Raw genomic sequence first — 12,364 nt, 5'->3', positions numbered from 1 at the left:
TTCTCTCCTTATTGCTACACTATTATTTTGCTGATTAGATTTCAACAAGTATAATTCATGGTTTATCTTATCACATAATCATACACCTGAGAATGTAAGAAAAGTTTAAGAATAGATCAAGTGATTTTGACTTAACATTAAGCTAAAGGTGGATTTTGCCGCTCTTCAGTACGTGTCGCAAAGAAAAAGATCAATAAAGAAACGAAAACAATCAAAAAACTATCGTCAAAAGATCGATTAATAAAATGAAGAATACTGCTAACAATTACAGGGAATGTTGCACAATAGGTTGAAATTTTTAAGCAATCTAAAAATCGTAGCTTGTACAAACGAATCTTACTGTAAAGATTTGCGCCGATTGCGATCATAAGTAAATTGATAACCAAGTTGATGAAAGTTGGGTATAAAGTAACGACAAACACAATTAGTTTTATCCAAAAAGGGACACTAGCTTCATCCAAGGCCTTTTTTAAATCCGTACTGTTTAAACCATCTAAGGTCCCTTTAGCATAAGGAACTTCAAATTGATTGGTACCTAGCAAAGAGTCTGCGGCACTTGAATTAGGTAAAGACACGACAAATTCATCCTGTAAAAAGCCTAAACCAACAGCGTTACCGACTGAATCAGCCGTGACATCATTAAGTGAACGTTTTCCATCAGGATCAAAAGTAAAAATAATCGAGTTTGTTTGATAAATAAATCCTTTAGCTCCGCTTGCTGTTTTTAGTTTTCCATCAGTGATGTTAAAATCTGGTAATTTTGCGGCAATTTCTTGTCCATCACTTTTGATATCTTGCATTATAGAGAAGATTTGTTTTGTTATTGGAAGGGCAAGAATGATACTTAGAAAAACAACATATAAAATGACTTTCCAAAACGGCATTTTTTTAGCCTGATGGAGATCAGTTAGCTGAAATAATGAGTGTTTAAAAAGTGTAAATGAGTTCATAAATTCTCTCCTGACTTGAAATTGAGTACACTCGTCATTTTAAAGGAGTTAACAGGGAAAAACAAGTTTAGTCCAAACTTTGTAAGCAATTACTTTGAAGGTTGCCATAAAATCTGTTATGCTATAAATGTATGAAACGTTATACCTAATTGATGGAGGGATTTTATTATGACTTACACTTTACCAGATTTACCTTATGCTTATGATGCATTAGAACCTTATATTGACGTAGAAACAATGCATCTACACCATGACAAACACCATAACACTTATGTGACGAATTTAAATGCAGCAATCGAAAAACATCCTGAACTTGGGACTAAATCAGTAGAAGAGTTGATTTCTGACATGGATAGTATTCCTGAAGATATTCGTACTGCTGTACGTAATAACGGTGGCGGACATGCGAATCACTCATTCTTCTGGGAAATCATGGCTCCTAATGCTGGCGGCGCACCAACAGGTGATATCAAAGACGCTATCGATGCAGCATTTGGTAGTTTTGATAAATTAAAAGAAGAATTTAAAACAGCTGCAACTGGACGCTTTGGTTCAGGTTGGGCGTGGTTAGTTTTAAATAACGGTAAATTAGAAATTACCTCAACACCTAACCAAGATTCACCATTAATGGATGGCAAAACACCTGTTTTAGGCTTAGATGTTTGGGAACATGCGTACTATCTAAACTATAAAAATGTACGTCCAGACTACATTGATGCATTCTGGAATCTTGTAAACTGGGATGAAGTTAACAAACGCTTCGCAGCAACTAAATAATCTGAAAAATAAAATTTTTAGAAACTTTTTGAGGAAAACAGTAAATTACACTGTTTTCCTCTTTTTGTTTGTGGCATACTTATAGTTAAGAATAAAAAAATGGAGAGCATTGTGTAAAGGAGTTTTATAATGAATATAACGATGCAAAAAGTTCACGGATCAGAAAATGAGTTCTTTTTAATAGATGAAACACAATTGGAGCGTGCCTTTACAGATAAAGAAATCGATGCTTTACGTACCTATTTGTGTGATAGAGATAATGGTTTACTTAATGGAGCAGATGGCCTGTTACTTGTAGAAAAGGTAGCTAAGGGAGAATCATTAGCTAAGATGCGCGTAATCAATAGTGATGGTAGCGAAGCCAGCATGTGCGGTAACGGATTACGCACAGTTGCTAGATATTTAGCTGAAAAATATGACAAAGAATCTTTCACTATAGAAACCATGTTTGCAGATCTCAAAGTGAGACAAGCACCCAATTTAGCCAAACAAGTGGCGACCTATCAAGTGGAGATTTCACCTGTTCGCTTCGAGGCTGAAGCAATCCCGATGCATACTACAAATAATACGATAATCGATGAAGTGATTCCAGAATTATCAAGTGATTTGAGATTTTCAGTCGTAGCTGTTCCTAATCCCCATTTGATTACATTTGTTGATCATCAAACACTTATGGGAAAAGAGTTTGAACGAATTGCGACCTATGCAAATGGAGACAATCCGATTTTTCCTGACGGTGTCAATGTGAGTTTTGTGGAAATATTAGGAAATAACGAATTGTTTGTGCGAACTTTCGAACGTGGAGTTGGCTTTACAAGTGCTTGTGGAACTGCGATGTGTGCAAGCAGCTTAATGTATGTATTATTGCATGAAGGAGAGTTTAATGAAACGATTGCTGTCAAAAATACGGGTGGTATGGTAAAAACGGTGGTACATGAGGCAGATTCAGATGGCTATTGGATGGAACTGATTGGGAATGCGACAGTTACCCACCTAATATCTGGAGCTTTAATAGATTTCACAGAAGGTCACTTTGAAAAAGCTACGATTAAAGAAACAACTGAACAAGCAGATTATATAGGATTTTTAGAATCTATAAAATAAATGAACAGCAGATATTCAGGGTTGGTATGCCCAGAATATCATAATGAAAAAGCTGGTTATTTAATAGAAAGGTATCTTTAAGAGGAGTGTAATAGTGGTAAAAAGTAATTGGGTTGTTAAAGGTATTTACATAATGGTTATCCTCGTTTCAATTTGCATCTGTTTTTTAGGAATTAGATCAAATACTAATCAGGAACAGCGACGAAAAGTTGAGCATGCAAAATCAACGATAAAAGAGGAAGCTGCAAGAATCAAACGGCTGAATAAAAAAATCAGTCAATTTTATCAAAACGATCAGGAAGAATTTCTAGCAGATCCAATAGAAAAAGAGGAATTAAGGGATGTTGAAAGAAGCATCATCACTTTGAAGACCGAAGCAATTGATTTTGGTATAGAAAGCAAAGATTTTTCTGCAAATACTTCCGAAGTAACGCAAGGGAAAAAAGAATTAATGGTTAAAATGGAAGATATCAAAAATAAAAGAGATATTCAAAACCAAGTGACTGAATTACTGGTTCAAGCACCAATTGATTGGACAGCAGGTAATGGAGAGATTGTTATAAAGGAAACTACAACTGCGGAAAAAATTTCAAAGATTCGTAATAACATTTCTAAAACTGAAACTCAGTGGAGCACAGCCGTCACCACTTTTTTAGATGAGATGGATACACAGGTTAAACAATATAAGGATATAAAACAATCAATTGATATGATGGAACGAGATGGTGGATTAACGAGTGATGCAACGATCGAAAACATCATTCTTATTTTTAATCAGCTACCCCAGATTAAAAATGAAACATTGAAAAAAGAATTATTTGATAAGTTGGATATAATTGATAAACAGCTAGAAAAGCAAGAAATAGGGGATTTAGTAAGTGGACAAGAAGAAGTTCCATCAAGTGAATAACTGAAATAGTAAAGTGTTTTTAGAATGAAAAAATGTAAGCTATCAATTATTTCAACAATTGTTTAAATAATTGATAATGCATTCTTTGCAAATAACCTTGTACTTGAATCAGCTAGAATTTATAATTATTTGTAATGGAATTAATTGGAGGAAAAAATGGAAGAGACAATCAGTTTACAAGAATTATTGGGAGTATTAAAGAAACGTATTGGTTTAATCATTGTCAGTATGTTTTTAGGATTAGGTGTTGCTGGAATATTGACTTATTTTGTGATTACCCCTAAATATAGTTCTCAGGCACAATTAATCGTTCGATTACCACAAAATGAAACAACGAATGTCAATGACATCAATGGAAATCTGCAAATGATCAACACGTATAAAGATTTGATCAAAAGTGACACCGTAATGACAGAAGTACAGCAAAGAATGAAAACGGAGCATCAAAATGATTTATCTGTTGAAGCATTAGGCGCAAGCATTTCAGTAAATCAATCACAAAACTCACAAATGTTTTCTATCGTTTCTAAAGTAACTGATCCAATCGTAGCCCAAAATATAGCCAATCAGACTGCTTTAGTTTTTCAGGAGCAAGCGAAAGATATGGTGAATGTCGATAAAATTACGATTATATCTGCAGCGACTGCAAATGTGAAACCCGTCTCGCCAAATAATAAAATTAACTTGATGATTGGTCTAGCTCTGGGCATTGTGTTTGGAATAGCTGTGGCCTTTATTTTAGAGTTATTCGATAAAACAATCAAAGATGATGGTTTCGTTGAAGATGAGCTAGGCTTTACGATATTAGGTGTTGTTCCTAATATGACCGCAAAGGAACTTAGTGCAAAAGCAATTCGTACGCCTTCCAATTTAGTAATGCCTTCAGTTGAGCCGCGAAATCTTAATAAAGACATTCCAAGAACAATGCCAAAAGAGAACGATAAACCAGATAATTCTGCACCAGCACGCAGAAGTCGGCCACGAGTTTAAAGGAGTATAAGATGACAAATAAAATAAGACCTCAAAAAAAACAGAAAACCAAAGCCGTAAGTTTAATTACTTTAGCCGATAAATCTTCACCGATTTCAGAACAATATCGAACAATTCGCACGAATATACAATATGCTATGGTCGATAGAGATCTAAAAACATTAGTGATTACGTCCTCAGGTCCAAGTGAAGGGAAATCCACTACATCTGCAAATTTAGCAATTGTATTTGCCAATTCAGGCAAACGTGTATTGTTGGTAGATGCAGATATGCGTAAACCTACAGTAGCAAAAACATTTTCGTTAGATAATGTACGTGGTTTAAGTACTTTGTTAGGCAGTCGTGAAACAGTATTACATCAAGTTGTTCAATCATCAGGTGTCGATAATTTATTTTTGATAACAAGTGGCCCTAAACCACCTAACCCTTCAGAGTTGCTGGATTCTAGACGCATGAAAGAATTAATGGTGGAATTAAAACAACAATACGATTTAGTAATCTTTGATCTGCCGCCAGTTGTAGCTGTGACCGATGCACAAATTGTATCTTCAAAATCAGATGGAACGATTTTAGTTGTTCGAGAGAATGTTTCAAAAAGGGATTCGTTATTGAAAGCTAAAAATTTGTTAGAGTTGGTGGACGCGAATATTCTCGGTGTTGTATACAACGGATCCAAGAATATAGCAGATCAAGGTTATTACTACGGTTCGTAAATAACAGGTAGGAAGGAAATAATCCGATGATTGATTTACATTGCCATATATTACCAGGGATTGATGATGGGGCGAAAACAATTGATGACTCACTTGATATGGCTAGAATGGCCGTTAAACAAGGGATTACCCATATTCTTTGTACACCTCATCATAACAATGGTAAATATGATAATCCTGCTGGACAGGTAATTACTCATGTGGTAGCTTTGCAGAAAGAATTGGATATTAGAAGTATTCCCCTTGTCTTGTTTGAAGGACAAGAGGTTAGGGTTGGTGGGGATTTAGTGGAGCAAATCCAAACCGGGGATATTTTATTTACAGACCTTAATAATCGTTATATTTTAATTGAATTTCCTACTAACGATATTCCTGCATATACGGAACATTTATTTTTTGAATTGTTAAAAGCAGGTCATACGCCAGTAATCGTTCATCCAGAAAGAAACAGCAAATTTATTCAAGATCCTAACAGACTGTTGCCGTTTTTAGAGATGGGAGTATTGACCCAACTGACAGCGCCAAGTTATATTGGTGTTTTTGGAAAACAAATCGAACGAACCGCAAAACAGATGGTTGCTCATAATATGGTCTATATGATGGCTTCTGATGCACACAATATTAACAAACGTGGTTTTTTTATGAAAAAAGCCTATGATGCGATTGAAAAAGATATGGGTGTTGAACCTGTCAAAGCAATGCAGCAAATGGCTAGAGATATTTTAAATGGGGATGATGTACAAAGACCAGAGTTCAAGGAAATCAAATTGAAAAGATTTGGTTTGTTTTAAAAAAGTAGCTACACAGTTGTTGGTATGTGCGGTTACATAGTAATTATTTAATTAAACATAATATGGAAAAAAGTTGTTGGTAAGCAGTTTTTGTGTTAAAAGGAGTGGAAAATTTGGAGGGAAAGTTTGTGGATGTTGGTAAACGTGTTCAGCAAAAAAATGATTTTGGACAACAATCTTTATTTCTTAGATTGTTCAAAAGAATTGTGGATATTTTTGGTAGCGTACTTGGCCTAATTTTATTAAGCCCAGTGTTTCTAGTTGTGGCTTTTTTGATACGAAAAGAAGATCCGAACGGCCCAGTTGTCTTTTCTCAGAAAAGAGTTGGCAAACAGGGGCGTTTATTTACCATGTACAAATTTCGCTCCATGTGCATAGATGCAGAAGAACAGCTACACGATTTGATTGAATTAAACGAGATTGAAGGAGCTATGTTCAAAATAAAAGAAGATCCTAGAGTAACAAAAATTGGAAAAAAAATTCGGAAAACAAGTATCGATGAATTACCTCAACTATTGAATGTTTTAAAAGGAGAAATGTCATTAGTGGGTCCCAGACCACCGTTGCAAAGAGAAGTAGTTGCGTATAGTCAACGCGATATGCAACGATTAAGTGTCAAACCAGGATGTACAGGTTTGTGGCAGGTTAGAGGCAGAAACGACGTTCATTTTGATGATATGGTTGATTTTGATTTAGAGTATATTGAACATCAGTCAATTTGGAATGATTTTAAGATTATTTTTCAAACGATTAAGATTATGTTTTTAATTAGTTCAGATGATAATGGTGCGTACTAGTAAACAATTAATTAATAAGTCTAGTTAAAAATAATGCAGGAGATCGATACTAATGGACGATGAAAAAAAAATAATTAGAGTTGCCATGATTATGGGGAAAATGATTGGTGGAGGAATCGAAGCAGTTGTAATGAATTATTACCGTCAAATTGACCATTCTAAAATTCAATTTGATTTTATAATAGATAGTGATTCTACGATTGTTCCTAAAGAGGAAATTACTCAATTAGGTGGTAGAATATTTGAAGTTTCTCCGTACCAATCAATAAGAAGGTACAATAAAGATTTAGAATCTTTATTTAACAAAGAACACTATCAAATCGTTCATTCTCATATAAATTCATTAAGCTTTTTTCCGCTAAGAATAGCAAAAAAATGTGGAGTTCCAATCAGAATTGCCCATAACCATAGTACGGCTGCTCCAGGAGAAACCAAAAAAAATGCTATGAAATATATTTTGAGATTGTTTTCAACTATTTATCCTACACATTATGCGGCTCCTACCCTGTATGCTGGGAGATGGCTTTTTGGGAAAAAAATTGCAAGTACGCAATTAGAGATAATAAAGAATGCAATTGAACTTGAAAAATTTGATTATGACCCAATAGTTAGAAATACTCTTAGAAATGAATTAGGTTTCACTAAAGATGATTTTGTTATTGGTAATATTGGTCGGTTTGTTTGGCAGAAGAATCAGGCATTTATTGTAGAATTATTTAATGAAGTGTTAAAGAAAAAAGGAAATGCAAAACTTCTTTTGATTGGAGAAGGTCCTTTAAAACTAGAATTAGAAAAAAAAGTTTTAGCATATGGCATTGGAGACAAAGTAACTTTTTTCTCAAATACTGATAATATTCATGAATATTATCAAATTATGGATATTTTTTTATTTCCTTCGAATTATGAAGGATTAGGAATGGTGGCGGTAGAAGCTCAAATTTCTGGTTTACCAGTAATCACTTCAACAAAAGTTCCTATAGATGCGAAAATAAGTAATAGGTTTTATCAAATTGATTTAATGAAACCCAGAGAGCGATGGATAGAATGTTTTTTGACTATACCAGTTGAAAAGAGAGTAGGGAATATAAGCGAAGCGGATAATAATGGATATAATATTTATACTGAGGCTTCTAAACTTTTGAATTACTATGTTACCCTTTTAAAAAAATAAGGAGAAAAAATGTCAGAAAAATTGGTTTCAATTATTGTTCCAGTCTATAATCTTGAAAAATATATTGATAAGTGTGTAGATTCTTTAGTTAATCAAACATATAAGCATATAGAAATAATTTTAATTGATGATGGATCATCAGATGCTTCTAATAGTAAGTTGAAACAATGGGCATTAAGCGACAGAAGAATAGCTGTGTATGGACAGAACAATGGTGGTATGGGTTCTGCTAGAAATATCGGACTTAAAAATGCTAATGGAGAATATATTACTTTTGTCGATGGTGATGATTATGTGAGTGATACTTATGTATATAACCTTTACCAAGGTATTCAAATGGGTGCAGATATTTCTATGCTTAAGCGACAACTAGTGGATGAGGATGGAATAATCATAGGGAGAAAAATAACTTCTTCCCCAAAGATAGAGTTATTGACAGGAAAGCAAACGATGGAGGCAATTCTTTATCAAAATCCTGATACTGAGGTTTGGGGGAAGATGTTTCCTAAAGAATATTTCTCTGAAGTGAAGTTTCCTGTCGGTAAATATTATGAAGACATGGCAATAATGTATAAATTGATTGAGAAAAGTAGCAAAGTAAGTTATATGGATTCTGTTGATTATTTTTATGTACAACATAAAAATAGCATAATCAATAAATCTTTTAGTCGTAATAAAATGGATATTGTTGAAATTGGAGAAGATTTATCTACCTACATCCAAACGAAATATCCTGATTTAGAAATAGCAGTATCAAATAGATTATTTGCTGCGTATTCAAATGTATGGTTGCAAATCCCTTCAAACAATAATAAATATATAAAAGAAAATGAAATACTTTGGACTCTAATTAAAAAATATAGAAAAAATGTAATATTAAATAAGTCAAAAAATGCTAAAGCCAGAATTGGTGCAGCAATAAGCTTACTGGGCAGGAAAATCTTTAGAGTTGCCTTTAAAATAGCAAATTAATAATCGGAGGAAGATTAAATGGACTTAAAAAGTAACTTAATGTATAGATTATCTAAAAGTACCTTTATTCTTTCAAAAATATTAAGAAAATTGAAGGTGAATTCTTTTTTTAGTAGAAAATTCAATAAATGGCGTCATGAAATAAATTTAGCATACCTAAGAAATACGTGTTCAGATACAATTGATGAATATAAAAATCTATCAACGATAGAATCTAGTAAGAACGGTAATAGTAAGTATATCTGGATTTTATGGTTACAAGGTGAAATGTTAGCACCTGAAATAGTACAATCTTGTATTAATAGTATTAGACAAAACACTCTTGATTGTGAAGTTATTATTTTATCGGAAGAAAATTTAGATCAATATATCACTATATCAGATATAATTATGCAAAAACTAGAAGATGGAACAATAACTTATACTCATTTTAGTGATATTGTACGATTTAATTTGCTGAAAAATTATGGTGGACTGTGGATGGATGCTACATTACTAACGGTTTCACCTTTAAATAGTCAGTATTTCTCCAATTTTTATACGAGTGGACCATATGAAGATAATGAACTTTTTAATATTTCAGAAGGTAAATGGACGGGTTTTTTGATAGGGGGACCTTCAAATGATGCTTTATTCCATTTTATGTGCGACTTCTTTTTGAAATATTGGAATAATGAAGAAAAACTAATAGATTATTTTTTGATCGATTATGGATTAGAAATTGCTTATTTAGAAAATATTGGTGGACTCAGATTTTTTGTCGAAAATAGGATACCATCTAATCCAAACTTATTTGAACTAGCGCCATATTTAGGGCAAGTTTATTCGGAAAAAAAGTTTTTAGAACTGAAAAAAGACACAGATATATTTAAACTTTCTTATAAAATTAATGATAAGACTATGGATAAAACAGAAATGACGTTTTATGGTCAGTTGATTAGGGATAATTAAAAAATAACTTATATATGTAGAAAAAAATTCAGCATTTGTAGGACTAAAAGTAGGTGATACGGTGATTTATATTCTTTTTTTTGTAGTAGCCACAATATTATCTTTTTTTTCGGAAGTGGTTAGAAATAGAGGCAACAAGTATTTTTATGGCTTATTGGTGATGTTGCTTATTGTTACTATATCAATTCTAAATGGTACTCGCGATTTTACAATAGGAACAGATATTAGGGTTTATGGGAATAAGTATTTCGAACTAGCAGTTTTTAGTTATAGATTTTTTGACTATCTAGATTTGACCCGTTCTTTTTACAATTTAGACGTGGAGTATGGTTATCAGGCATTGAATTATCTGGTAAGTAGGTTTACAACTAACATTCATATTTTTTATTTTGTACTAGGAATTATAACAAATGGATTATTTTATCTAGGTATTACAAGATTTAGACAATGGGTTAGTGTACCATTTTCTTTCTTAACATATCTTTTCTTGTTTTATGGAAATACATTAAATATTATGAGACAGTCTGTTGCTATGGCATTCGTGTTCTTTGGAATAAGTTTATTTATGACCTCAAAGAAGCGTTTGGGAATAGTCATGTTGTTTTGCAGTTTGCTTTTTCATAATTCAGCAATAGTTGGTTTTGCAATTTTGTTCTTATATATAATTTTAGAAAAGTCTAAAAATACTTTGAAGTTGCATCTGACAATACTACTCTCCGCACTAGTAGTATCTGTGTCGGCCGTAACTATTTTAAGTATGCTAACTAAAACGGGTATAATTGGGAATAAATTTGAACAATACATTGGGAACAATCAATCAGAGTCAGAAGTTTCATTATCAACTATTGGAATGCGTCTACCAATCGCTGTATGGTGGATTATCTCATATAAATCTTTAGTAAAGAAAAACCTATTTTTTTCTTTTATGTTTTTAATAACTATGATGGATTTGATCTTTATCTCGTTGAGAACGATTGATATCACAGTTAGTCGCGTTATCTTGTATTTATCGGTATTTAAAATTATCTCTTATCCCTTGATAATAAGGTATTCAATTAAAGATAAGAATATTAGGTTTTTATGCTATTTATTATTTATTGCCTATTTATTTCTAGTATGGTTTTTACAAGTTGTTGTTGGTGGGAATGGTGAAATATATCCATTTACGTCAGAAATTTTGGGGATATAAATTTTCGTGAGAGTAAGTTTATGGAAAAATTTAAATACTATCAAATCATAAGTAGTTTGTTAGATTGATAATATTTTTTTGAAAGGTTGATTTGTTGATGAGAGAAAAAGTTTCTGTGTTAATGAGTGTTTATAATGAAAATCTAGATTGGCTAAAAGATGCTGTAGAATCAATAATAAATCAAACATATACAAATTTTGAATTTCTTATTATAGTAGATAACCCATTTAATTTTGAAAACATAAATTATCTAAAAGAATGGACAGTAAAAGATAGTCGCGTGAAGGTAGTGATTAATGAACAAAATATTGGCTTAGCTGAATCACTAAATAAGGCTATAGCGTTATCAGAAGGGGACTTTATTGCTCGTATTGATGCAGATGATATTGCGGACAAAAAAAGGTTAGAGCGCCAATTGAATAAATTTAAAGAGCAACCAACAATTGATTTTATTAGTGGAAATGTAGATATTATTGATGATGATGGGTGTTTAGTTAGAGAAGCTAGAACAAAAGAATATAATATTGAAAAATTGAAAAAAATATTACCAGTAGTAAATGTTTTAGTGCATCCAACTTGGATGGTTCGAAGAGATGTCTACGAAAAATTACATGGTTATCGCACATTTCCAGCAGCTGAAGACTATGACTTTGCTTTAAGAGCGATAGATTCTAACGTGATGATTTACCACATGAAAGAAAAACTAGGACAATATAGAATCCGAAATACAAGTATGGGCTATGATACGGCATTGGTTTCTCAAATTATAAGCAAGTATATTGTGGAACTTCATAAGAAAAGAAAAGCTGAAGGAATGGATTATTATGATATAGAACATTTAAATAAGATTCTTCAGATTCCAGAAGGAGAGAAAATAAAATATTCTAAATACATAGTAGAGCTGAAAATAAAAAATAGAGGAAACTTCATGAAGATGTTGATGACTATTTTTAAAGCAAGCGTGAATTCAAAATATTTTCGAAGAGAATTTATAAAAATGCTGTATATTCAATTTGCTTTAAGAGTATACTGAAAGGACTAATTTACCC

At 32.5% G+C, this 12,364-nt stretch carries 13 protein-coding genes; 12 read left to right on the top strand and 1 reads right to left on the bottom strand.

What is annotated here, in order from left to right:
* Positions 1 to 137: 137 nt before the first annotated feature.
* Entirely contained in the window at positions 138 to 950 is an 813-nt protein-coding gene (locus BCR21_RS06255; RefSeq protein ID WP_069645626.1) for a DUF1189 domain-containing protein, read from the bottom strand.
* Positions 951 to 1,118: 168 nt separating this feature from the next.
* Here BCR21_RS06255 and BCR21_RS06250 point away from each other — a divergent pair, with 168 nt between their 5' ends.
* From BCR21_RS06250 to BCR21_RS06195, 12 genes are all read left to right on the top strand, one after another.
* On the top strand, positions 1,119 to 1,727 hold the full coding sequence (locus tag BCR21_RS06250; RefSeq protein WP_069645625.1) for a superoxide dismutase: 609 nt from the start codon (positions 1,119 to 1,121) through the stop codon (positions 1,725 to 1,727).
* A 129-nt stretch (positions 1,728 to 1,856) separates the two neighbouring features.
* Positions 1,857 to 2,831, top strand: a complete 975-nt coding sequence (dapF, locus tag BCR21_RS06245) for a diaminopimelate epimerase (protein ID WP_069645624.1) — start codon at positions 1,857 to 1,859, stop codon at positions 2,829 to 2,831.
* 94 nt (positions 2,832 to 2,925) lie between these two features.
* Complete coding sequence (locus tag BCR21_RS06240; protein ID WP_069645623.1) at positions 2,926 to 3,741, top strand: hypothetical protein; 816 nt, start codon at positions 2,926 to 2,928, stop codon at positions 3,739 to 3,741.
* Positions 3,742 to 3,897: 156 nt separating this feature from the next.
* A complete protein-coding gene (locus tag BCR21_RS06235; RefSeq protein WP_069645622.1) occupies positions 3,898 to 4,731 on the top strand; it encodes a YveK family protein in 834 nt (277 codons plus the stop codon).
* 11 nt (positions 4,732 to 4,742) lie between these two features.
* The gene (locus tag BCR21_RS06230) at positions 4,743 to 5,444 is read left to right on the top strand and encodes a CpsD/CapB family tyrosine-protein kinase (protein WP_069645621.1); all 702 of its coding nucleotides are present in this window, start codon (positions 4,743 to 4,745) and stop codon (positions 5,442 to 5,444) included.
* Positions 5,445 to 5,470: 26 nt separating this feature from the next.
* Positions 5,471 to 6,235 carry a tyrosine-protein phosphatase gene (locus BCR21_RS16980; protein ID WP_069645620.1) on the top strand — a complete coding sequence of 255 codons (765 nt, stop codon included), beginning with the start codon at positions 5,471 to 5,473 and terminating at the stop codon, positions 6,233 to 6,235.
* Between the two features lie 128 nt (positions 6,236 to 6,363).
* Positions 6,364 to 7,032: a sugar transferase gene (locus BCR21_RS06220; RefSeq protein WP_338031216.1), complete on the top strand. Its 669-nt coding sequence runs from the start codon at positions 6,364 to 6,366 to the stop codon at positions 7,030 to 7,032.
* Between the two features lie 52 nt (positions 7,033 to 7,084).
* Positions 7,085 to 8,203, top strand: coding sequence for a glycosyltransferase (locus BCR21_RS06215; RefSeq protein WP_069645618.1), 1,119 nt, complete (start codon positions 7,085 to 7,087; stop codon positions 8,201 to 8,203).
* Positions 8,204 to 8,212: 9 nt separating this feature from the next.
* Positions 8,213 to 9,175, top strand: a complete 963-nt coding sequence (locus tag BCR21_RS06210; RefSeq protein WP_069645617.1) for a glycosyltransferase family 2 protein — start codon at positions 8,213 to 8,215, stop codon at positions 9,173 to 9,175.
* A gap of 18 nt (positions 9,176 to 9,193) precedes the next feature.
* On the top strand, positions 9,194 to 10,126 hold the full coding sequence (locus tag BCR21_RS06205; protein ID WP_084013247.1) for a capsular polysaccharide synthesis protein: 933 nt from the start codon (positions 9,194 to 9,196) through the stop codon (positions 10,124 to 10,126).
* A 61-nt stretch (positions 10,127 to 10,187) separates the two neighbouring features.
* Entirely contained in the window at positions 10,188 to 11,315 is a 1,128-nt protein-coding gene (locus BCR21_RS06200) for an EpsG family protein (RefSeq protein WP_069645616.1), read from the top strand.
* A gap of 97 nt (positions 11,316 to 11,412) precedes the next feature.
* Positions 11,413 to 12,348 (top strand): glycosyltransferase, encoded by a 936-nt coding sequence (locus tag BCR21_RS06195; protein ID WP_069645615.1) that lies wholly within the window; start codon positions 11,413 to 11,415, stop codon positions 12,346 to 12,348.
* The last annotated feature ends 16 nt before the right edge of the window (positions 12,349 to 12,364 follow it).

The sequence above is a fragment of the Enterococcus ureasiticus genome (assembly GCF_001730285.1).
Taxonomy (GTDB): Bacteria; Bacillota; Bacilli; order Lactobacillales; family Enterococcaceae; genus Enterococcus_L; species Enterococcus_L ureasiticus.
This window is presented reverse-complemented; position numbering and strand designations above follow the sequence as displayed.

Bases quoted from the DNA above. Each gene is read 5' to 3' on its own strand.
- BCR21_RS06255 (WP_069645626.1), bottom strand. From the start codon at position 950: ATGAACTCATTTACACTTTTTAAACACTCATTATTTCAGCTAACTGAT.
- BCR21_RS06250 (WP_069645625.1), top strand. From the start codon at position 1,119: ATGACTTACACTTTACCAGATTTACCTTATGCTTATGATGCATTAGAA.
- dapF (WP_069645624.1), top strand. From the start codon at position 1,857: ATGAATATAACGATGCAAAAAGTTCACGGATCAGAAAATGAGTTCTTT.
- BCR21_RS06235 (WP_069645622.1), top strand. From the start codon at position 3,898: ATGGAAGAGACAATCAGTTTACAAGAATTATTGGGAGTATTAAAGAAA.
- BCR21_RS06230 (WP_069645621.1), top strand. From the start codon at position 4,743: ATGACAAATAAAATAAGACCTCAAAAAAAACAGAAAACCAAAGCCGTA.
- BCR21_RS16980 (WP_069645620.1), top strand. From the start codon at position 5,471: ATGATTGATTTACATTGCCATATATTACCAGGGATTGATGATGGGGCG.
- BCR21_RS06215 (WP_069645618.1), top strand. From the start codon at position 7,085: ATGGACGATGAAAAAAAAATAATTAGAGTTGCCATGATTATGGGGAAA.
- BCR21_RS06210 (WP_069645617.1), top strand. From the start codon at position 8,213: ATGTCAGAAAAATTGGTTTCAATTATTGTTCCAGTCTATAATCTTGAA.
- BCR21_RS06205 (WP_084013247.1), top strand. From the start codon at position 9,194: ATGGACTTAAAAAGTAACTTAATGTATAGATTATCTAAAAGTACCTTT.
- BCR21_RS06195 (WP_069645615.1), top strand. From the start codon at position 11,413: ATGAGAGAAAAAGTTTCTGTGTTAATGAGTGTTTATAATGAAAATCTA.